This window comes from Actinopolymorpha pittospori (assembly GCF_014873875.1).
In the GTDB taxonomy this organism is placed as follows: Bacteria; Actinomycetota; Actinomycetes; order Propionibacteriales; family Actinopolymorphaceae; genus Actinopolymorpha; species Actinopolymorpha pittospori.
Window position 1 is genome coordinate 1,383,609 of the sequence record NZ_JADBEM010000001.1, and the last position, 19,726, is coordinate 1,403,334.

The 19,726-nt window shown below is 69.3% G+C and carries 21 protein-coding genes and 1 riboswitch; of the genes, 11 read left to right on the plus strand and 10 right to left on the minus strand.

What is annotated here, in order from left to right:
- Nucleotides 1-99: 99 nt before the first annotated feature.
- The 3 genes from HEB94_RS06520 to HEB94_RS06530 form a co-directional block, all read right to left on the minus strand.
- A complete protein-coding gene (locus tag HEB94_RS06520; protein ID WP_192749071.1) occupies nucleotides 100-561 on the minus strand; it encodes a YbaB/EbfC family nucleoid-associated protein in 462 nt (153 codons plus the stop codon).
- A gap of 64 nt (nucleotides 562-625) precedes the next feature.
- Nucleotides 626-1,537 (minus strand): hypothetical protein, encoded by a 912-nt coding sequence (locus HEB94_RS06525; RefSeq protein ID WP_192749072.1) that lies wholly within the window; start codon nucleotides 1,535-1,537, stop codon nucleotides 626-628.
- Nucleotides 1,534-1,836, minus strand: a complete 303-nt coding sequence (locus tag HEB94_RS06530; protein WP_192749073.1) for a hypothetical protein — start codon at nucleotides 1,834-1,836, stop codon at nucleotides 1,534-1,536. The genes HEB94_RS06525 and HEB94_RS06530 overlap by 4 nt, the downstream gene beginning before the upstream one ends.
- Nucleotides 1,837-1,973: 137 nt before the next feature.
- Between HEB94_RS06530 and HEB94_RS06535 the strand changes: the two genes are divergently transcribed.
- Nucleotides 1,974-2,714: an aliphatic sulfonate ABC transporter substrate-binding protein gene (locus HEB94_RS06535; RefSeq protein ID WP_192749074.1), complete on the plus strand. Its 741-nt coding sequence runs from the start codon at nucleotides 1,974-1,976 to the stop codon at nucleotides 2,712-2,714.
- Between the two features lie 36 nt (nucleotides 2,715-2,750).
- On the opposite strand, the gene HEB94_RS06540 is transcribed toward HEB94_RS06535, so the two are convergent.
- On the minus strand, nucleotides 2,751-3,596 hold the full coding sequence (locus HEB94_RS06540) for an NAD(P)H-binding protein (RefSeq protein WP_192749075.1): 846 nt from the start codon (nucleotides 3,594-3,596) through the stop codon (nucleotides 2,751-2,753).
- A gap of 113 nt (nucleotides 3,597-3,709) precedes the next feature.
- Between HEB94_RS06540 and HEB94_RS06545 the strand changes: the two genes are divergently transcribed.
- Complete coding sequence (locus HEB94_RS06545) at nucleotides 3,710-4,315, plus strand: TetR/AcrR family transcriptional regulator (RefSeq protein WP_337917493.1); 606 nt, start codon at nucleotides 3,710-3,712, stop codon at nucleotides 4,313-4,315.
- Between the two features lie 39 nt (nucleotides 4,316-4,354).
- Here HEB94_RS06545 and HEB94_RS06550 read toward each other — a convergent pair whose 3' ends face one another.
- Nucleotides 4,355-5,779 (minus strand): FAD-dependent monooxygenase, encoded by a 1,425-nt coding sequence (locus HEB94_RS06550; RefSeq protein WP_192749076.1) that lies wholly within the window; start codon nucleotides 5,777-5,779, stop codon nucleotides 4,355-4,357.
- Between the two features lie 95 nt (nucleotides 5,780-5,874).
- Here HEB94_RS06550 and HEB94_RS06555 point away from each other — a divergent pair, with 95 nt between their 5' ends.
- On the plus strand, nucleotides 5,875-6,459 hold the full coding sequence (locus HEB94_RS06555) for a TetR/AcrR family transcriptional regulator C-terminal domain-containing protein (RefSeq protein WP_192749077.1): 585 nt from the start codon (nucleotides 5,875-5,877) through the stop codon (nucleotides 6,457-6,459).
- A 294-nt stretch (nucleotides 6,460-6,753) separates the two neighbouring features.
- Nucleotides 6,754-7,317: a GNAT family N-acetyltransferase gene (locus HEB94_RS06560; RefSeq protein ID WP_192749078.1), complete on the plus strand. Its 564-nt coding sequence runs from the start codon at nucleotides 6,754-6,756 to the stop codon at nucleotides 7,315-7,317.
- Nucleotides 7,318-7,337: 20 nt separating this feature from the next.
- On the opposite strand, the gene HEB94_RS06565 is transcribed toward HEB94_RS06560, so the two are convergent.
- Entirely contained in the window at nucleotides 7,338-8,093 is a 756-nt protein-coding gene (locus tag HEB94_RS06565) for an SDR family oxidoreductase (protein ID WP_192749079.1), read from the minus strand.
- 70 nt (nucleotides 8,094-8,163) lie between these two features.
- Between HEB94_RS06565 and HEB94_RS06570 the strand changes: the two genes are divergently transcribed.
- Entirely contained in the window at nucleotides 8,164-9,036 is an 873-nt protein-coding gene (locus HEB94_RS06570) for a LysR family transcriptional regulator (protein ID WP_202896178.1), read from the plus strand.
- A 191-nt stretch (nucleotides 9,037-9,227) separates the two neighbouring features.
- Here HEB94_RS06570 and HEB94_RS06575 read toward each other — a convergent pair whose 3' ends face one another.
- Entirely contained in the window at nucleotides 9,228-9,662 is a 435-nt protein-coding gene (locus HEB94_RS06575; protein ID WP_192749080.1) for a PASTA domain-containing protein, read from the minus strand.
- 405 nt (nucleotides 9,663-10,067) lie between these two features.
- On the opposite strand from HEB94_RS06575, the gene HEB94_RS06580 reads away from it, so the two are divergent.
- From HEB94_RS06580 to HEB94_RS06590, 3 genes are all read left to right on the plus strand, one after another.
- Nucleotides 10,068-10,274, plus strand: coding sequence for a hypothetical protein (locus tag HEB94_RS06580; RefSeq protein ID WP_192749081.1), 207 nt, complete (start codon nucleotides 10,068-10,070; stop codon nucleotides 10,272-10,274).
- Nucleotides 10,271-11,845, plus strand: coding sequence for an amidase (locus HEB94_RS06585; RefSeq protein WP_192749082.1), 1,575 nt, complete (start codon nucleotides 10,271-10,273; stop codon nucleotides 11,843-11,845). The genes HEB94_RS06580 and HEB94_RS06585 overlap by 4 nt, the downstream gene beginning before the upstream one ends.
- Nucleotides 11,846-12,040: 195 nt before the next feature.
- Nucleotides 12,041-12,316: a hypothetical protein gene (locus HEB94_RS06590; RefSeq protein WP_192749083.1), complete on the plus strand. Its 276-nt coding sequence runs from the start codon at nucleotides 12,041-12,043 to the stop codon at nucleotides 12,314-12,316.
- A 20-nt stretch (nucleotides 12,317-12,336) separates the two neighbouring features.
- On the opposite strand, the gene HEB94_RS06595 is transcribed toward HEB94_RS06590, so the two are convergent.
- Nucleotides 12,337-12,735 (minus strand): DUF2218 domain-containing protein, encoded by a 399-nt coding sequence (locus HEB94_RS06595; protein ID WP_192749084.1) that lies wholly within the window; start codon nucleotides 12,733-12,735, stop codon nucleotides 12,337-12,339.
- Between the two features lie 150 nt (nucleotides 12,736-12,885).
- On the opposite strand from HEB94_RS06595, the gene HEB94_RS06600 reads away from it, so the two are divergent.
- From HEB94_RS06600 to HEB94_RS06610, 3 genes are all read left to right on the plus strand, one after another.
- On the plus strand, nucleotides 12,886-13,476 hold the full coding sequence (locus HEB94_RS06600; RefSeq protein WP_192749085.1) for a TetR family transcriptional regulator: 591 nt from the start codon (nucleotides 12,886-12,888) through the stop codon (nucleotides 13,474-13,476).
- A gap of 325 nt (nucleotides 13,477-13,801) precedes the next feature.
- Nucleotides 13,802-13,972, plus strand: a riboswitch (cyclic di-AMP (ydaO/yuaA leader).
- 11 nt (nucleotides 13,973-13,983) lie between these two features.
- Nucleotides 13,984-15,084: an NlpC/P60 family protein gene (locus HEB94_RS06605; RefSeq protein ID WP_192749086.1), complete on the plus strand. Its 1,101-nt coding sequence runs from the start codon at nucleotides 13,984-13,986 to the stop codon at nucleotides 15,082-15,084.
- A gap of 171 nt (nucleotides 15,085-15,255) precedes the next feature.
- Complete coding sequence (locus HEB94_RS06610) at nucleotides 15,256-16,266, plus strand: serine hydrolase (RefSeq protein WP_192749087.1); 1,011 nt, start codon at nucleotides 15,256-15,258, stop codon at nucleotides 16,264-16,266.
- Nucleotides 16,267-16,308: 42 nt separating this feature from the next.
- Here HEB94_RS06610 and HEB94_RS06615 read toward each other — a convergent pair whose 3' ends face one another.
- Nucleotides 16,309-18,237, minus strand: coding sequence for an APC family permease (locus HEB94_RS06615; protein WP_192749088.1), 1,929 nt, complete (start codon nucleotides 18,235-18,237; stop codon nucleotides 16,309-16,311).
- A 175-nt stretch (nucleotides 18,238-18,412) separates the two neighbouring features.
- On the minus strand, nucleotides 18,413-19,516 hold the full coding sequence (locus tag HEB94_RS06620; protein WP_192749089.1) for a cytochrome P450: 1,104 nt from the start codon (nucleotides 19,514-19,516) through the stop codon (nucleotides 18,413-18,415).
- Nucleotides 19,517-19,726 lie beyond the last annotated feature (210 nt).

A 19,726-nucleotide genomic window follows, 5' to 3' on the forward strand; every position in this document is an offset into this window, starting at 1 on the left:
TGATTGCGGGGTCATCCGTGCCTGGTTGTCCGAGACGAGGCGCTTGTCGCGGTGCGTCCGAGCTGGCCTGCTCGGGCTGGTTGGCGGTTGCCGAACGGCTTACTCGCCGGCGAGCTTACGGATCTGTTCGAGGATGCCGGTGAGTTCGCCGTCGACGCGGATGGAGTCGCGCATCAACTCGTCCAGGGAGCTCTGCAGCTCCGCCGCCTGCTCACCGATCTCCTGCGCGGAGGGCTGCCCGTCGGCGCCGAGGGCGTCGTTGAGCAGGTCCTGGATCTGTCCCTGCGCATCCGCCAAGGCCGCGTTGACGACCTGCTTGATCTCCGCGGCGAGGTCCTCGGAGGCCAACCGCAGTGCCCGCGGATCCAGGCGCAGCTCCTCGACGCCGTTCGCCTCGGAGAACGACGCGGAGATCCGCTGGTCGTCGCTGGTCGCGGAGCCGGTGACCGCGCCGATTCGGCGCTGCAGCTCCTCGGCCTTCTCCAGCTGTTCTCGCTGCGCCGCGAAGATCTCCTCCGGGCTCCGCAGCTCATCGCCCAGATCGAAGCTGCCCGACACCATGCTTTCGCTCGCCCCTGTCCCTGTCGACTGTCCCTGTCGACGTCGCCCGCCAACGCGTCGTGAGTTAGAACCCGCTCAGGCCGTTGATCCCCTTCATGCCCGCGCGCTTCCACTTCTCGATCATGTTTCCGACGATGTCGATCGCGGAATGGCTGAGATTCTGCCAGCCCTCGCCCTCGACCCCGTCGATCTTGTATCCGTCGACGGCAGCGGCGTTGACTCCCATGACACCGACGAGTCCCGCGTGCGCCCAACCAACCTTGATCATGATCTCGTCCATCACACGGATGATGGTCTGCACGGTCTTGATCAACGGGCGCCCGAAGTTGCGAATGGACATCGCGACACCCTGACCGCCGGGAATCGCCATCGCGATCCAGAAGGCTACCGCCATCGCGGCCAACGCCACCATGACCGCCATCGCGACCATGAGCTGGATGAACCGCAGCATCGCGACCACCGCGGTCATCGCCGCGGTGACGTATCCGAGTTGGGCGGTGGCGAGAATGCCGGCCCGGTGCACGGTGAGCAACGAGGCGAACCGTTCCTGGTCGTCGGCCTTCCAGTTCTGATCGGTGATGCTGTCACCGTGCTCGCGCAGGTCGTCGTAGAGCTGGCTGCCGAGCTTGGCGGCCTCGTGCATCTTCGCGCAGGCGTCCATCATCGCGGCGGTGTCGGTGCGAATGAGGAACAGCCGCATCGGCACGGAGGTCAGCGCGTCGGTCGGCATGAACTGCGTCACGATGCTCTCCGAGCGCCCGAGCCGGATCACGCGGGTCGTCCGCATCGTGCGGTTGGACACCTGCGTGGACAGCCGCTGCAGAGCACCGAGCAGAACACCGCTCTTGGCCGCGGAAACCGGCATCAGCAACTCGGGGAATGCCGCGCAGGCCGCCAGGGAGGAGTAGAAAGCGATGTCGCCGAACTCCTTGCCGGGCCCCACCGCGCCGGCCATCGAGTCGTAGGCGTTGCTCATTCGCCACCCCTGATGGTGTTGACCTCTTCGGTCGCCTCCCAGTTTCGGGACGTCTTCTGTGCGGCGGTGTTGACCTCGGCGGACACCTCTTGCTTGATCTTGAAGGACTGCTCGACGTATTCGGAGCCGAAGAAGAAGGAGGCGACGACGAACATCCCACCGCCCTGGCCGGCGCTCATCATGGCTTCCTGAGCCTCGGCCGCGAGCCTGCTCGCCTTCGGCATGGTGTCGTTGGCCGAGCGTTCGATGCGCTTGCCCAGCTCACTGACGTAGTCCCAGTCGACGACCTTCGGTGCCATGAGGAGAAGGGTAGCGGCGAGATGTCCGGATGCGGAACCGTGCCTTATACCCATGTGACCGGCAGGTGAACCACCGACCACTCGCGGCCACGTTCTGGGCGCCGCTGCGCGACGAATCGCTCAACTAGGGTAAGCCGATGGACTACACGATCCTGCAGATCGCGGCGGACGTCACCAGCGTGCGGGACGCCCTCACCACGCTCGCGCCAGGCTGGCCCGACGGTGCTGCCACAGCACACGCGCAGGGCTGGACCACCGTGCCGCTGGACGCGCAGGCGGCCGGCCGGTTCGCTCCGCTGCTCGCGCGGATGCTCCGACGTGGTGTCCTGGTCTGGACAGTCGACTCCGAACACTGCCGGGTCTCGCTCTTCCGTACCAACGGCGAGGTCGCCGAGGCGGCCGACCACCCCGACCAGGTCGCCGCGCTCCGCGAGGTCTTCGAGCAGACGCACGTCCTGGTCTCGAGCACCGACGACGCCACCGACAGCGACGACGACAAGCGCGCCCTCGCCGCGAGCGCCTCCGACCCGAGGCGCCCGGCCACGCAACGACACCGCGCCTTCGCGCACCTGCTGGGCGTGCCCTACGTCGTTCCGGCCGAGCCGCCGGCGCGGACCCCGACCGCGCCGGCGCTGACCGGCGCCAGCCTGCCGCTGGGCGCCGACCAGTTCCGGCGCCGGCAGCGGATCCGGACGGCGCGCAGTTGGCTGCACCTGGTCTCCGGGCTGGCCCTCGTCGCCATCGTCGGAATGGTCGTACGCGGACCCTGGATCGGCATCCCGATCGCGCTCGTCGTCATCGCCGTGTTGCAACTCGTCCGCTACCTGCTCGGACGGTCCCTCCCGCCGGAGGCGACCTACACCGTCAACAGCGCCTGAGCACCGGGAGCGGTCACCGCCACGGGAGGCTGGTCCTCACGCGAAGGCGGCGACGTTGCGGGCCGCCCAGTCGGCGAAGGTGCGCGCGGTACGACCGAGAACCCCTTCGACGTCGGGACTGACCCGCTGCTCGGCCGGCGTCGGGTTCCCGAGGATGTCGAGGGTGGTCTCGGCCACCGGTTCCGGCATGAACCGCAGCAACTGTCCGCGCGCCTCGTCGCGGGACAGTTCCACGAACCGGATCGGCTCGCCGAGCGCCGCGCCGATCGCCTCGGCCTGCTGCCGGGGTGTGATCAGGGCCGGCCCGGTCAACTCGTAGATCTGCCCGGCGTGGCCGTCCTCGCGCAGGGTCACGGCGGCGACGTCGGCGATGTCGGACGGATCGATGGTCGGGAGACCGACGTCACCGAACGGCGCGGCGACGGTCCGCTCGGCACGTACCGACTCGACCCACGCGTAGGCGTTGGAGGCGAAACCACCGGGTCGCAGGATCGTCCAGTCCAGCCCGCCCTGGCGGACGGCGTCCTCGATGGACCGCCCGGTGCCGCCGTGGGAGGCGGACTGTGGCCGGGTCGCGATCCCCTGCGACGACAACAGCACGACCCGCTTCACGCCACCGGTCTTCGCGGCGTCGAGGATGTCGTTCGGGCTCAACAGGTGCGCGCTGGGGCCACCGTTTTGGAGGAACAGCGTGTCGGCACCGTCGAAGACGGGCCGGAGACTGTCCACGTCGGCGAGGTCGCCCCGCCTGGTCCGGACGCCGGAGGGCACATCCCCGTCGGTGATTCCTCGCGACGTCGCCGTCACCTGCTCCCCGGCGGCCACGAGTGCCGCCACGAGCGCTCGACCGACGTTCCCGGTCGCTCCAGTCACCACGATCACGTACTTCTCCCATCGAACCGAGATCTCGCGCCGCGGGATCCCACGGCGCGAGTTAGTTGACTAACTAACTCGGACGTTATCGTGTCGGACCGTCGCCGTCTATAGTTAGTTAGGTGACTAACTCGCAGCGAACCGACCGTGCACCGGCCACCCCACCGGCCACCGCGCGGGGAGGCAAGCGGGAGCGGCTGGCGGCGGCAGCAGCGCGGATGCTGCACGAGCAGGGCGTCGAGAAGACCACCCTCGCCGACATCGCCCGGGCCGCGAACGTGCCCGTCGGGAACGTCTACTACTACTTCAAGACCAAGGACGAACTGATCGAGGCGGCCATCGGCGCACACGCCGAGGGTCTCCACGCGATGATCGCCTCGCTCGAGGAGCTGCCCACCCCGCAGGAGCGACTGAAGGAGCTCATCGGCGGCTGGGTACGCCAGCGCGACCTCGCCGTCCAGTTCGGCTGCCCCTTCGGCACCCTGTGCTCGGAGCTGGACAAGCGCGCGGACGGGCTCGACCGCACCGCGGCCGAGGTCATGCGCATCTTCATCGACTGGAGCGAGCAGCAGTTCCAGGCGATGGGCCGCGACGACTCCCGCGACCTCGCGGTCGCCCTGCTGGCGGCGTACCAGGGGATCTCCCTGCTCACCAACACCTTCCGCGATCCCGAACTCATGGTCCGCGAAGGCGACCGGCTCGAACGCTGGATCGACTCCCTCGCCTGAGGCCGACGACGCTTCCCCTGATCGCGCGGCGGGTGCGCCTCAGGCGGCGATCCAGCCCTCCGTCGATCCCGTCGTCGATGCCACGTAGCCGTCCGGACGGATCAACGCCCGCGCGAGGTCGGGCCAGGGCAGTCGGGGGACGAGGGCCACCGTCACCTCGGGATGGGGCGCCGGGGTGGGCCGGGTCGTCAGGAGGACGAACCCGCCTCTGTGGAACAGGTCGCTCGCGTAGCCGTCCTCCAACTCGAAGTCCGGGAGGCGGGTGCCCGTCGCCGGGTGGGCGTCCGGGGAGGCCGGGTAGCGGACGTCCAGGCCTGAGACCAGCCCGGACAAGTGGTGCTCGACCTCCGGCAGGGCGGCCAACTCCATGACGAGAGCGCGCACCGCCCGTTGCTCCGCACTCGTGGGGATCAGCGCCGACTGGGCGGCCACGTTGTCCAGCACCCGGGCCGCCACCGGGCGGCGCTCCGATTCGTAGGTGTCCAGCAGGCCCGCGGGCGCTCGGCCACGCAGCGCCGACACCAGCTTCCAGCCCAGGTTCATCGCGTCCTGCACGCCCAGGTTCAGACCCTGACCGCCCGCCGCGAAGTGGATGTGGGCGGCGTCGCCCGCCAGGAGAACGCGGCCCACCCGGTACCTCTCCGCGATCCGCGAGTCATCCGCGAACCGGGACGCCCAGCGGATCTCCTCGACCTCGACGTCCTCGCCGTAACGCTCGCGCACGACCTGGCGCACCTCCTCGTCGGTCACCTTCGCGCGCATGTCGGCCGGACGGGTCAGCCGGTCGCCGTATCCCAGCCGGTACAGCCCCGGCTCGCCCAGCGGGATCAGAGTGTGGAACACCCCCGCGCCGTGCGACGCCACGATGTTGCGCATCGACCGCCACTGCGTCGGCGCCCCGGACGGCGCCACCGAGAAGACGACGTCCGCGACCACGCCGTATCCCCTGCCCTCCACCCCGTCGAACGACAGCCCCAGGCCGCGGCGTACGGCGCTGCGCCCACCGTCGCAGCCGACGAGGTAGTCGCCGCGGACACGCGCGCCACCCGCGGTGACCGTCACGCCGGTCGCGTCCTGGGCGAACCCGGTCAGCTCGTGCCCGCGGAGCACCGTCACGCCCTGCTTGGCCAGCCGCTCCTCCAGCGCCGCCTCGACCTCCGCCTGCGGGATGCCCACCTGGTACGGGTGCCGCGTGTCCCAGCTGGTGTAGCTCACCGGGATCGCCGCGAAGTGCCCCTCCCCGACGGTCGCGAACGACCGCCGTTCCGCACCTCCCAGCAGTCCCCGCAGGTCGAACACCTCCGCCGTACGCGGCTGCAGGTTCAACGCCTTCGACAGCCCGGTCCGCGCGCTCAGCCGCTCCAGCACCACGACGTCGGCGCCGGCCAGCGCCAGCTCGTTCGCCAGCATCAGCCCGGTTGGTCCCGCCCCCGCGACGACCACCTCCGTGGTCAGCTCGCTCATCCCGCCCCTCCTTAACGTTGTTAAATTGAACCCGGCCGAGGATGCCCTTAACATCGTTAAGCTGTCAACCCTGCGTCCCGAGGAGCTCCCGACAGATGGCCTTGACCAGGCAGGACATCGCCCGCGCCGGCCTGAAGCTGCTCAACGACGTCGGGCTCAACGGGTTGACCCTGCGCCTGATCGCCGCCGATCTCGGAGTCAAGGCGCCGGCGCTGTACTGGCACGTGAAGAACAAGCAGGAACTGCTCGACGAGATGGCGACGCAGATGTACGCCGACGCCGCGGCCGACCGGGAACCGCCCGAGCCGCTGGAGGAGTGGGACCTCGTCGCGCACCGCGCCCGCGCGCTACGCCGGATGATGCTCGCCTACCGCGACGGCGCGAAAGTCTTCTCCGGGACCTTCCTCGGCGAGGTGGACCCGGCCGAGGAACCGCCGCTGCGCCGGAGCATCGCGTCCGGGCTGGACGAGGGGCGCGCAGGGCTGGCGCTGTTCACCGTCTACAGCTTCGTCGTCGGGTTCACGATCGAGGAACAGGCCGTGTACCCCGTGCCGGGCGAGCTGGACGAGCGCTATGTCGGGGCACCGGGCGGAGCGGTGTTCAGGAACGTCGACGCGCGGTTCGACGACGGGTTGTCGATGGTCCTGGACGGAGCCCGCCGGTGGCTCGGGACGGACTGAGCGGCGCCTCGCATCATCTTGCGATCGCTTCGGGCCACGCGACTTCGCCTCCACTACCCAACTGGTCGCCAGCCGCTACGACGTGCTCAGTGAGCCACGCCATGCCGAGGACGGCCGCCAGCACCTGGCCCGACTCGCTCTGACGAGCCCGCCCACCACCTGACCCCCAGCTTCGAGCACGGAGTTCGCCGACCTTGCCGGGTCGGCGAACTCCGGCGTCTGTCGGACACCCCTCCTACGATGCTGCGGGGCGGACGTGACGTCCGGCCGCCGTGAGCGACGAGGGGACTCCGCATGACCGCGCCACAGTTGCGTACCGCAGGACCCGACGACGCCGAGCAGGTCGCGCGTCTGCACGCCGACAGCTGGCGGCGCCACTACCGCGGCGCCTACACCGACGCCTACCTCGACGGCGACGTCGTCTCCGACCGCTACGCCGTCTGGTCGGCACGGCTGGCCGCCCCGGACAACGCCAAGACCGTCGTCGCCGAGGACGAGACCGGACTGGTGGGCTTCGGGCACGTCGCCTTCGACGAGGACGACCAGTGGGGCAGTCTCCTCGACAACCTCCACGTCACCCGTGACCGCCAACGGTCCGGCATCGGCGCTGCCCTGCTCACCTGGATCGCGCGGGCCGTGACCGAGCAGGCGACCAACCCGTCGATGTACCTGTGGGTCCTCGAGCAGAACACCGCCGCCCAGAGCTTCTACGCGGCCTTCGGTGGTACCTACGTCGAGAAGGTGCCCGTGTCACCGCCCGGTGGCGTTCCGTCCCGCCTCGACGGCGCACCCAACAAGCTTCGCGTCACCTGGTCCGACGCCTCCGCCCCGGCACGCGGACGCGGGCCAGCCGCCTGACACGGCTGTCTGACACCGCCTCACCAGGCCAACGCCCCCTCCTCGTCGAAGAACCCACCCGTGGGTCCGTCGTCCTTCAGGGTCGCCAACCGGACGGCGATCTCCGCGCCCTGCGCGGCGGTCCGGTAGCCGCTGTGTTCGCTCAGGTCGGTGGCGCAGTAACCGGGGTCGGCCGCGTTCACCAACACCCGACCCCGCAGCTCACGGGCGAACTGGACGGTCATCGCGTTCAACGCCGTCTTCGACGGGACGTATGCGACCGAGGCGGGCATGGGGGCGAACCGGCCGTCCGGATCGCTCATCGCGGTCAGGGAGCCCACGCCACTGGACACGTTCACCACCCGGGGCGCCACAGAGCGCAGCAACAGCGGGAGGAATGCGCCGGTCACCGTCAGTACGCCGAAGACGTTCGTCTCGAAGACCTCCCGCACGGTGTCCACGTTCGCGGTGCTGGGCACCTGCTCCGAGCGGGGGCCGGTGATACCGGCGTTGTTGACCAGTACGTCAAGGCGGCCGAACCGCGCCTCGACCGTCTTCGCGGCCGCACCGACACTCACCATGTCGGTCACGTCCAGGACAAGCGGGATTACCTCACCGCCCTCGGCGCGCAGCTCGGCGGCAGCCTGCGCGCCCCGGCGCTCGTCGCGCGCGGACAGCAGCACCGTCATGCCCAGCGCGGCCAGCTGACGCGCGATCTCGCGTCCGATTCCCTTGTTCGCCCCGGTGACCAGGGCAATCGTCGGCGTGGTGGTGTCGAAGGTGGGGTTCTGTGCCATGTCGCCCACTCCACCAGCGCAACCCCGGCGTGACGAGCACCGATCAGGTCACGGGCCATACCCTGCCGGTATGAACCGACTGGAGACCCGCGAGTTGGCGTACTTCGTCGCGGTGGCACGGGAACGGCACTTCGGGCGGGCGGCCCAGGCGCTCGGCATCGCCCAGCCGCCGCTGTCGCGGGCGATCCAGCAACTGGAGCGCCGGCTGGGCGTGCCGCTGCTGGTCCGGGGCAGCCGGGGCGTCAGCCTCACCCCGGCCGGCGAGGTCCTGCTGCGCGAAGGGGACCACGCCCTCGCCGCGGTCGACGCGGCGGCCCGCCGGACCCAGCGCGCGGGACGGGAGGAACCCCGCCTGGTGGTCGTCATGAAACCCGGCGGCGACTCCGGTCTGCTCCCCGACACTCTGGCCGCCTACGCCACCAGCCCCGACGCTGTTCCGGTGGAGCCCCTGGTCTGCGGCATCGGCGAGCAGGCCCGACTGCTCCGCGACGGTAGCGCCGACGTGGGCCTTCTGCAGGCCCCCTACGACGACCCGACGGGGCTGGACAGCGTGGAACTGTTGGAGGAACGCCAGATCCTGGTCGTCGACCGCTCGCACCGGCTGGCGGGGCGGACCGAGGTGTCCGTGGCCGACCTGGACGACGAACGACTGCCCCGGTGGCCGCACCAGCCGCCCCCGGACGACGCCGCCCACCGCCCGCTGGTCCACGACGCCGGCCAGCTCATGCAACTCGTCGCCCTGGGCGACGTCGTCGTCGTCCTGCCGGAGTCCGCGCGTGACCACCTGCGCCAGGACCTGGTGGCCGTCCCGGTGGTCGACGCCCCTACGACCCGGGTTCTGCTCGCCTGGCCGCCGGACACCCGCGGCCGGGCGCTGTCGGCGTTCGTGCGGGCGGCCGTCGAGGTCGCCGACCGGCGCCGTCAAGCAGGGGTTGCGGGCTGAGGTCTCCGCAGGCCTCTGATCCGTCACATCGCGAACACGATGATCTTGTATGTGGTCCGTTGATGTCCGCACGCCCTTGGCGACGTTCGCGGACGACGGCTTCGACGCGCGGTCAACCCGTCCTTGCCTCGAGGCCGTCCGACCCCCGCAGGGGTCGCACCCACGTACCCGCGCGGCGGGCCCTACCTGCTTCAGCAGTCTTCGCCGTACTTGACCACCTTCAGGGTCACCGGGGCTCCTGCCAGCGAGCCCCCCGCACGGGGACTCTGCTCACACACCTGCCAGTTGGAGGTGACGAGCACGGCTCGGTCCTGGCCGGTCGCGTCGCGCAGCAGGACGCTCGCGTTGGACCCGAGGGTCTCCTCGGCCGCGCGTGCGCTCCTGCCGAGGAGGTTCGGCATGACGGCCGGCACATCGGAGGCGGGTCCGGGGGCGAGGTCGGAAGAACGGGCGTCGGAGGAGGGACAGTCCTCCTCGAGCCTCCCCAACCCCACCGCCAGCACCGTCACCGTCAGCAGTGACCACGAGCCCGCCCGGAGCCCGAACCGTGGCCGCGCCAGCCGAGGCCGACCCGGATCCTCCGACACCGCCTCGCCCGACACCGCCTCGTACATCTCGACACGCACCTGTCCCCCCGTTGTGTCGGTGGCCACCCTCGCGGCGGCGTAGGCAACTTCGCACACCCGGCCACCAGTGCTGTCGCGACACGCGAGCAGCCCGATCCGGGGCCGCCGCGGCTGACGTGACCACCCACCCCCGGCAGTGGACACCCGCGGTCTGTTCCCTGGCCTACCAGCGTCGGGCCGGACGTCCCACCCACCGGTGTGCTCACCGGCGACCCCGGCCCAACCGCCCGTGGATGTCGGCGCGATGTCGGCGATGTTGACGGATTCTTCCCTTGTCCGCATGGTGACCCGCCACGTTACGAAGCTGATGATCTTGTATTTCGTCCATTGATGCCGGTCCGGTCTCCCGTCATCGTCTGGGCCATCGGGGCCCCAGCCCCCGGCTCCCGTCGACGAAGGAGACCGATGCCACCGCCCTACACCAACGAGACCGCACTGGAGTACGCCCGACAGGTCGGGCCCGCCTTCGGGCTCGGAGACGCACAGATGCCCACCGCGATCCTGGCTGACGTGCTCAACGGAGCGGCCGAGGTCCGCGCCGTGCTGGACGCCATCCCGCAGGACTCCTCGCCCGTCCCCGTCGTCCAACTCGTCCCGGACTGGCTGCCATGAGCGCCGCCACGGGACTGAGCCGGCGCGGGTTCGTCACCGGCGCGGCAGCCGTTGCCGCCACCACCACGGCGGTGACCGCCGCCACGACCGGGGGCGCGGCCGCCGAACCGACCACGCGCAGCGGCACACCCTCGACCGACGTGCCGTTCAAGGGCCACACCCCCGACGTTCCGCTGTACGACCTCGAGGTCTGGCAGGCCGCGCAGCTGATCAGGTCGCGCAGGCTCTCACCCGTCGACCTGGCCGAGGCCACCCTCGCCCGGATCGCCGAGGTCGAGTCGCGGGTGCTGGCCTTCGTGAACCCCTACCCGGCGGCGGAGGTCCTGGCCGCCGCGCGCGCGGCCGAGCAGGAGATCCGCCGCGGTCACTACCGCGGACCGCTGCACGGCATCACCATCGGCCTGAAGGACATCTACTTCACCAAGGGCAAGGTCACCGAGGGAAACTCCAAGCTGTACGAGGGATTCGTCCCGGACTTCGACGGCACCGCGGTGGCCAGGCTGAAGGCGGCCGGGGCCATCGTCTTCGGCAAGGTGGGCACCAGCGAACTCGCGACGGCCACCGTCAGCGCGGCCAACAACCCGTGGGACCTGCTGCGCACGCCCGGCGGCTCCAGCTCCGGTTCGGCCGCCGGTATCGCCGCGTCGGAGTTCATGGTCGGCGTGGGTACGTGCACGGGCGGCTCGATCCGGGGCCCCGCCGCCAACGTCGGTGTCACCGGCTTCAAACCGACCTACGGCACGGTCAGCCTGCACGGCATCTTCCCGCTCGCCTGGTCGATGGACCATCCCGGTTGCCTGGTGCACAGCGCCCGTGACGCCGCACTCGTCATCGACGCGGTAGGCGGCCAGGACGACCTCGACCCACTGACCCGGCAGGTGAAGCGCTACCAGATCGCCAAGGAGATGGGCGACAACGGCGGCCGGCGCCCGCTGCGTGGAGTGGTGGTCGGCGTACCCGCGCCCGGCGACTTCCTCCTCGGCGTCCCCAACGACGAGGAGCTGGCGGCGTTCGACCGGGCCGTCTCGGTGGTCCGCTCCCTCGGCGCGACGGTGCGGACCGTGCGGTCGAAGGCGCTGCTGCCCGGGCTGAGCAGCGTCAGCTCCTTCTACGACACGGTGCGCAGCGTGGAGGTCGCCGCCTATCAGCACCAGAACCTGCTGACCCGTCCGGAGAAGATGTCGGAGGACTACCGCAACAAGGTCGTCGCGGGCGTCCTCGTCCCGGGGCACACCTACGTGCAGGCGCAGCGGGTACGGCGGCTGTGGCGGGACGAGTTCCTGTCGATGTTCGACGACATCGACGTGATCATCCACCCGGCCGACAACATCGCCGGGCTCAAGGCCGGCGGCGGCGTTCCCTCGGCGCGGCCCTCCAGCGGCAGCAAGACCAACATCTGGAACCTCAGCGGCGCACCCGCGGTGGCGATCCCGACGGGGCTGTCCCGCGCCGAACGCATGCCGCTGTCGATGCAGTGCGCGGCCAAGCCGGGCAACGACGCCCTGGCGCTGAAGGTCGCCGACGCCTTCCAGCAGGCGACCGACTTCCTCCTGGCCCGACCGGCGCTCTGACCTGTCGATCCCTCATCGCCCTTGGTGGGCGGTGACCTCGAAGCGCCGACAACCCGTACGCGCCTCGAGGCCACCGCCCTACCCAGGAACGCCTACCGTCCGAGCCGATGACGGGCACTGCGCCGGCGGTGGCACCATAGCTGCAGGTAGCCAGATGCCAGCTGCTTCGACAGAGGGTCGAGGAACTACTGCGCGATGCAAGTTTTGTACAGGTTTGCCCCGCCCGGGTTCACGTACGAGCAGTACGACAAGATCGTCCAACTGATGGACGACGCGGGCTGGGGCTCTCCGGAAGGGCGCCGTTACCACGTGTGCTACGGCGAGTCCGGCGCGCTACAGGTCGTCGACGTGTGGGACTCCGAACAGCATCTTCGGGCCTTCTACGAAGCGCTCTTCCCCATCCTGCACAAGGTCGGGGTCGAGGCGACCGAACCGTTCTACGGGCAGGTGCACAACATCATCGAAGGCTGAACCCTCCCGAGTCCGGATGGTCACTTCTTCGGAACGGGAGCCGCCTTCGTGGGCCCCTCGACCGGATCCGCGTCCAGGCGCCAGGTCACAACCAACTCGTCGCGGCGGCCCATCAGCTCCAGCCGCCCACCGAGCAGTTCCCGCATCCGGAGCAAACTCGCCTCATCGGCGGCTTCGACCCGAAGCATCAGCGCGTCCGAGGTTGCCGCCGCGGTGAACTGTCCCATGTCCAGGCGAAGGGTCCCGTGCGTGTCGGAGTAGTCGACGTGCCGCACGTCGGGGCGCGTCGACATCTCGCCGTCTGTGCCGCCGTGCGACGGATGGGCGGACGGGCCGCTCAGGTGCTCGAGATGCCGGAAGAGCTGCACGAGGTATCGACTCGCGCGTTCCGTCTCGATCCGAGCTTCGGCGGTGAGCATCGGCTCCCCTTCCGGTCGTGGCGTTCACGTCGGTGACGTCGGGCCGCGTCAGCACTGGGCTGGCGCGCCCTTCGACCACCAGATTTATCGATACAATCTGTCTCTGTCAATACAGATCGCCCCTCCAGTGCCGTTGTGTAGCCTGAGCCGGTGCCGAGGCTGTGGAACGAGACGATCGACGCGCACCGTCGCGCGGTTCGCGACGCGACCTTGGACACCGCGGCGGCACTGCTCGCCGAGCACGGACTCGCGTCGGTGACGATGTCGAAGATCGCCGAACTGACGGGGATCGGTCGCGCGACGTTGTACAAGTACTTCCCCGACGTCGACGCGATCCTGCTCGCCTGGCACGAACGCGAGGTCGGCCGCCATCTCGACGAACTCACCAAGGTCCTCGAACGCGCGGGCTCCGATCCGAGTGATCGTCTCCGAGCCGTCCTCACCGCCTACGCCATCATCCATCAACGGCGAGCACGCCAGCACCGACACCATGGCGCCGAACTCGCGGCGTTCCTCCACCGGGACGAGCACACCTCCCTGGCGCACACGCGGCTCCACGGCCTCGTCCGCGACGCGGTCGAGGCGGCCGCGCTGGCCGGCGGCGTCCGCGATGACGTCAGTCCCGACGAACTCGCGCTCTACTGTTTGCACGCGCTCGCGGCGGCAGGTTTCCTGCCGTCGACGGTCGCGGTCGAACGACTCGTCGACGTCACGTTCACCGGGCTACGCCACAGCCACTGAGGGCGATTTCACCGGCCGGGAGCGCCCGCCCTTTCCCACAATGGCCACGCGATCACTCCCGTCGGCGTGAAATCTGACCGCCCAGCCTGGTCGCTCACCCATCGCCGCAGGTCAGACGACGTGCGCAGAGAGCCTGACCACGCGTGACCGAAACCTGAGAACCGCGCATAACGGACGTAATGGCCTGCGTCGGGAGAATTCCGCAGAGTGACTTAACGAAGTCTTGCCTCGTCGGCACCGACGCCAAGGTTGAAAGATCACGAATCGGTTACTAGCGTGTCCACTCAAGGCTTCTGTCCGAATTGAGTCGACCATCCCGGTCGGCGCAGAGGCTTCGCTTAATCCCCGTCGGGCCCGTCCCGCCGGGGAGCCGGGGAACCAGGTTCCTGGGGTGAATCGGCGCGGCGTCCGGCCAACAGGCCACGGCACCGTTTCGTAGGGCGACCTCCCCGCCCGAACCCGTCAGCTAACCCGGTAGGCGTCGTGGAAGGAAGGGGCGCACTGCCCGTGCCGCACCATCGCAGGCGCACGCCGTGGTCAGCGTTGCTCGCCTTCGGCACCGCGACCGTCATCGTGGTCGCCGCCGTACCTGGTTCCAGCTCCGCTGAGCCCGTCACCAGCTCCAACATCGAACAGGTCCGCAAGCAGGTCGACCAGCTCTACGCGCACGCGGAGCAGGTCACCGAGCAGGCCAACGCTCTCGGTGAGAAGTTGAAGGTCATCGACCGCCGGGTCCACACGCTGAACGGCGACGTGGCCCGCCAGCAGCAGACGGTGGAGTCACTGCGTTCCGACATCGGGAAGTTCGCCGCGGAGGAGTACCGCGCGGGCGGCACCGACACCACCGTGCGGTTGCTGGTCGCCGAGAACCCCACCGAGTTCATGGCGCAGATGAGCACGGCCGACGCCCTGTCCAAGCAGCAGGCCGACCAGCTGCGCGGGTTCGAGTCGGCGCGCAAGCGGCTGGCCGAGCAGCAGGCCGCGCAGGCCGCCAGCCTCGCGGAGTTCCGCAAGGCCAAGCAGGCCGTCGACACCCGCCGGCAGACCGCCCTCCACCAGGCCGCCGCGGCGAAGGCCATCCTCGACCGGCTCACCGAGGAGCAACGCCGTCGCCTCGCGGCCGCCGCGGAGCAGCGCCGCAAGGAGCAGGAACGCGCCGCCCGCGAACGCGCGGAGCGGGAGTCCACGCCGGAGTCGCCGAAGTCGCCGGGCTCGCCCAAGCCGCCGTCGACGCCCCAGCCGCCGCCCCCGCCCGGCAGTGGTCGCGGCGCGACCGCGCTCGCCTTCGCCAAGGAGCAGCTCGGCGAGCCGTACGTCTTCGCCGCCGCCGGGCCGGACAGCTGGGACTGCTCCGGCCTGACCATGAAGGCGTGGGAGCAGGCCGGCGTCTCGCTGCCGCACTCCGCGCACGAGCAGTACAACGTCTCGGCCAAGGTGTCCAAGTCCGACCTGCAGCCGGGCGACCTGGTCTTCTTCTACAGCGACATGCACCACGTCGGCCTCTACGTCGGCAACGGTGAGGTCATCCACGCGCCCCGACCGGGCGAGGGTGTGCAGTACATCAAGATGGCCTACATGCCCTACGCCGGTGCCGCCCGACCAGGCTAGGCGGACCGCTCCACGACGAAGGCCAGGCTGTGGCCGCAACCGGTCCGCAGCCTGGCCCACCTGCGCAGATAACCGTGCCGCAACCAGGCGTGACATCGACGAAAAGTCGTTGACCTTCGATGGGGGCATCCCTGCCGCGCGAACACGGCGCTCTCGAAAGGTCATGCCTTCATGAAGCCTGCTCTGACCATGCTCACCCGAGCGGTGGCCGCCTGCGTGACAGCCGCGACGGTGGTTGTGACCCTGGCGGCGCCCGCCCCCGCGGCTCCGCTGCCCCCGCCGCTACCTTCGCACTCCGCGTCCGCACCTCCGCTGACGGCGGCAGTCGCGGCGCCACCCCCAGGACGGGCCGAGCCGAGTTGGCCGCAGCTGAGCCGACGGCTGGAGGCCGTCGTGAAGGACGCCGCCGCCGCGGGCGTGACGATGAGCGTCACGGTCGAGGACGTCTCCGGAACCTCGCACGGCAAGGTCGCCCGCGCGGGCCGCGACGAGACGGTGAAGGCGGCCAGCATCATCAAGCTCCCGCTGCTCGCCCTGCTCATGGACCGGGTCGACCACGGCACCCTCAGCCTCGACACCATGGTGACCATCCCGGCCGGTGACCCCAACATCGTCGGCGGCTCCGGCACGCTGCGAACCAGGTCGTTCCCGCTGGACATCAGCGTCCGCGAGCTGATGGAGCTCATGGTCCAGGTCAGCGACAACACCGCGACGAACGTCCTGATCGACATCGCCGGCGGCCTCCCCGCCGTCAACGCCTACATCGACCACCTGGGCTTCACGACCCTCCACCTCGGCCGCAAGATGATCCAGCCGGCGAACCCGCCGCTGCAGGAGAACTACATCGACTCCGCCGAGGTCACCGAGTTGCTCACGATGATCTGGCAGGGGAAGATCCTCAGCCGGTCCTCCAGCGACCACATCATCGCGCTGATGAAGGGGCAGCTGGTCAACACGAAGTACGGCGCCGTCATCCCGCGCCAGTACCTCGCCAACAAGACCGGCGAACTCGACGACGTCTCCCACGACTCCGGCTACATCCTGCTCCCCGGCCGCGAGGTCGCCCTCGCCACGACGACGTCGTTCTCCGGCCTGCCCCGCAGCGTGGCCGACAGCTACGTGCAACGGACCGCGACCGTGGTGTACGAGTGGCTCCAGCTGCCGGTGCCCGGCCGCCGGTGAGGCCGGCGAGGTCCTCGCCGCCGCGACCACGCACGGCAGACCTCAGCCGACGTGGACGTCAGGACGCCGGGACCGATCCGGTTCGGCCTCACGCAGCACCTCATGGGTGACGGCGGCGACCTCGCCCACCCCGAAGAGAAGGAACCGTAGGAGGTTGTGGACCGGGTTGCCCTCGGTCCACTCGAAGTGGATGTGCGGCCGGCAGCCGGGCTCGTCGCGGATGTGCAACAGCAACGCCGCGAGCGCGTTCGGCACGGTCGCGCTCTCCATGGTCAGCACCCGGTAACGGTTGTGGAGGACCTCGCCACGCACCCGCAGTTCACTCTCGAACCGCGACGGGTCGCGCACGGTCACCTCGACGAACAGGACCGGGTCCTCCTCCGGGATCCCGTGGCTGGCCCGTATCTGGCGAAGCTTCTCCCGGTACTCCGCCACGTCCCGGGGGCCCGGCTCGTTCGCGATCAACCGCACCTTCCGCCTGGCGCAGTCACGCACGAACAGCTGCGCCCGCTCGTCCAGCACCACGTCGGTGATCCGCAACTCGAAGGCACGGACGAACCTGGACAGGCACGAGAACGCCACGATGGCGCCGATGAAGATCGCACCGATCTTCACCCCTTCGGGCCGTTCCACGATGTTGGCCAGCGTGGTGTAGACGAACACGGCGGCCACGATCCCGAAGAAGACCATCGTGCGGTGCTGCCGGGCGTGCCGGGCGGCGAGCGTCACGGCGAACGTGGCCGAGGTGATGACCACGAGCACGCCGGTGGCGTAGGCGCCACCCTGCGCCTCGACGTCCGCCTGGAAGATCCAGGTGATGAGGAACGCCACCCCGGTCAGCACGAGGACCATCGGCCGCACCGCTCCCGCCCAGTGCGGCGCCATGCCGTACCGGGGCAGGTAGCGCGGTAACAGGTTGAGCAGCCCCGCCATGGCCGAGGCTCCCGCGAACCACAGGATCGCGATGGTGGAAACGTCGTACACCGTCCCGAAAGTGCGGCCCACGTGCTCGTGCGCCAGATAGGCCAGGGCCCGGCCGTAGGCCTGACCGCTCGGCTCGAACTCCCGGTGCGGGATGAGCAGCGTCGTGACGATACTGCTGGTGATCAGGAACACCGACATGATCAGCGCGGCGGTCGTCAACAGCCTCTTGGCGCCGCGGATCCGTCCGACCGGCCGCTCCTCGGTGTCGGAGGGCCGGCCCTGGATGTGCGGCATGACGGCGACGCCGGTCTCGAACCCGGACAGGCCCAGGGCGAGCTTGGGGAACACCACCAGGGCCACCGCCACCATGAGCAGCGGGCTGCCACGTTGGGCGGTCAGCGCCGTCGCCCAGTCCGCGACGACGTGCGGTGTGGTGGCGACCTGCCAGAGCCCGACCGCCACGACGACCACGTTCATCGCCAGGTAGACGGCCACGAGGACGACCGCGACACCGATCGCCTCCCGGAACCCCTTGAGGAACACTCCGCCCAGGACGGCGAGCAGCCCGAGGGTGATGGGCACCTCGTGTCCGCTCAGCACGTCCCGTACGTGTGGGTTCTCCACGATGTGGGCCGTCGCGTCCGCGGCCGACAACGTCATGGTGATGACAAAATCGGTGGCGGCGAAGCCGAGCAGGATCAGCACCATCAGCTTGCCCTTCCAGAACGGAAGGAGCCGCTCGAGCATCGCGATCGATCCCTGGCCGTGCGGACTCTCCTGCGCGACCCGGCGATAGACCGGCAGCGCCCCGACGAGGGTGACCACCACCAGCACCACCGTCGCGACCGGGGACAGCAGACCAACGGCCAGTGCCGCGATACCGGGCTGGTAACCAAGGGTGGAGAAGTAGTCCAGCCCGGTCAGACACATCACCTTCCACCAGGGTTGGCGACGTTCCGTGGCGGCCGGCTCGGCGTGTGGGCCCAGTCTCTGCTTGGCCTGGTCGGGAAGATCCTCCAGTAGCCAGGCTCGGAAACGATGCCACATGGTGGTGGGGACCCGATCGGCCGAGAAACGGTCACGGTGCTGTGCCTGTCGTATCCCCGCACCCACGGCGACACAACCCTGCCCGCCGCCGGCGCCGACGTCTCACGGCTGAGGCCCCACCAGGCTGGCGCAGCCGTGGCGACGCGGGCCGCCGTGCGGGTGCCAGAGCACCCGACTACCAGGAAAGGCGTACGTCCTGCAGACCTCTGAAGAACATCGACGGGAAGTACTCCGGCACGAACCCGTCCGCGAGTCTCGCGTTCGGCAGCGCCCGGGCGAGGAGCTCCAGAGCGATCGCGCCGTCCGTCCTGGCGAGGTAGGCACCGATGCACAGGTGGATACCCCGGCCGAACGCGAGATGCTGCTTGACGTTGTCCCGGAGCGGGTCGAAGACGTCGGGATCGAGGAAGACACTCTCGTCGCGGTTGGCCGACCCTACGAGCGGCATCACGAGCGATCCGGCCGGAACGTCAGTGTCGCCGATGCGGGCGTCCCGCGTCGCGATTCGGCTCAGTCCCTTGTGTGGGGCATCCTGACGCATGGACTCCTCGATCACCGACGGCGCGATCTCCGGGTTCACGCCGAGTTCGTCCCAGTACTTTCGATTGTCCGGATGCATCAGCGCGACCACACAACTGGAGATCATGTCCCGTGTGGTGTAAATACCGGCGGTGAGAGCACCCTCGACATACTCCCTGGCCCGGTCGGAGTGCCCCGCGGCGATCATTTCGCTCACCATGTCGTTCTCGGGGTGTGACGTCCTGATGGCGACCAGCTCATCGGCGAACGCCTTCCAGTCGTGGACCGCCCTGGCCGCGGCCATCTTGTTCTCGATGGACGCCGTCGGGTCGACGAGTGTGATGATCTGGTCGGTCCACGCCCTGACGTCGTCCCTGGCGTCCTTCGGAATTCCGATGAAGTCGCAGAGGACGTGGTACGCGAACGGCTCGGAGAACCGACTGATCAGCTCTACCTCTCCCGCATCGACGAACCCGGAAATGAGCTCGGCACCTATCTCCCGCACTCGGGGCACGAACACATTCACCCGGTCGCGGCGGAACAGCCAGCTCCCGATGCGCTTGTGATCCGCGTGTTCGGGGGGATCGGCGACGACCATCTTCACGCCGGCCACCCCCTGGAAGTCCGGGCCGAGTACCTCCCTGACCTCCGAAGGATTGGTCCGGTAGGAGGGGATGGAGACCGAGGAGGAGAAAGTCGCCGGGTCGTTGAGAACGCTCACCACATCGTCATACCGAGTGACGACGTATGTTCCCAGCATCGGATTATGGTCCACCGGGCATTGCGCGCGAGCCTCTTCGAAATACGGGAAAGGGTCGTTCTTATGGAGGGAGAACGGGTCGTAATGTCCAGGACCCTTGTTCTCTGCGTCCACGGTCTCTCCTTGTACTGGTGACTCCCGCACATTCGGTCCGACGCAATTCCTGGATCGGACATCCGTAACATACGGTGCGATTTCGCTGGAGAGAGG

Bases quoted from the DNA above. Each gene is read 5' to 3' on its own strand.
- HEB94_RS06565 (WP_192749079.1), bottom strand. From the start codon at position 8,093: ATGGCACAGAACCCCACCTTCGACACCACCACGCCGACGATTGCCCTG.
- HEB94_RS06610 (WP_192749087.1), top strand. From the start codon at position 15,256: ATGAAGCCTGCTCTGACCATGCTCACCCGAGCGGTGGCCGCCTGCGTG.
- HEB94_RS06595 (WP_192749084.1), bottom strand. From the start codon at position 12,735: ATGCTCACCGCCGAAGCTCGGATCGAGACGGAACGCGCGAGTCGATAC.
- HEB94_RS06535 (WP_192749074.1), top strand. From the start codon at position 1,974: ATGGACTACACGATCCTGCAGATCGCGGCGGACGTCACCAGCGTGCGG.
- HEB94_RS06620 (WP_192749089.1), bottom strand. From the start codon at position 19,516: ATGCTGGGAACATACGTCGTCACTCGGTATGACGATGTGGTGAGCGTT.
- HEB94_RS06530 (WP_192749073.1), bottom strand. From the start codon at position 1,836: ATGGCACCGAAGGTCGTCGACTGGGACTACGTCAGTGAGCTGGGCAAG.
- HEB94_RS06590 (WP_192749083.1), top strand. From the start codon at position 12,041: ATGCAAGTTTTGTACAGGTTTGCCCCGCCCGGGTTCACGTACGAGCAG.
- HEB94_RS06525 (WP_192749072.1), bottom strand. From the start codon at position 1,537: ATGAGCAACGCCTACGACTCGATGGCCGGCGCGGTGGGGCCCGGCAAG.
- HEB94_RS06580 (WP_192749081.1), top strand. From the start codon at position 10,068: ATGCCACCGCCCTACACCAACGAGACCGCACTGGAGTACGCCCGACAG.
- HEB94_RS06520 (WP_192749071.1), bottom strand. From the start codon at position 561: ATGGTGTCGGGCAGCTTCGATCTGGGCGATGAGCTGCGGAGCCCGGAG.
- HEB94_RS06560 (WP_192749078.1), top strand. From the start codon at position 6,754: ATGACCGCGCCACAGTTGCGTACCGCAGGACCCGACGACGCCGAGCAG.
- HEB94_RS06550 (WP_192749076.1), bottom strand. From the start codon at position 5,779: ATGAGCGAGCTGACCACGGAGGTGGTCGTCGCGGGGGCGGGACCAACC.
- HEB94_RS06570 (WP_202896178.1), top strand. From the start codon at position 8,164: ATGAACCGACTGGAGACCCGCGAGTTGGCGTACTTCGTCGCGGTGGCA.
- HEB94_RS06615 (WP_192749088.1), bottom strand. From the start codon at position 18,237: ATGTGGCATCGTTTCCGAGCCTGGCTACTGGAGGATCTTCCCGACCAG.
- HEB94_RS06555 (WP_192749077.1), top strand. From the start codon at position 5,875: ATGGCCTTGACCAGGCAGGACATCGCCCGCGCCGGCCTGAAGCTGCTC.
- HEB94_RS06585 (WP_192749082.1), top strand. From the start codon at position 10,271: ATGAGCGCCGCCACGGGACTGAGCCGGCGCGGGTTCGTCACCGGCGCG.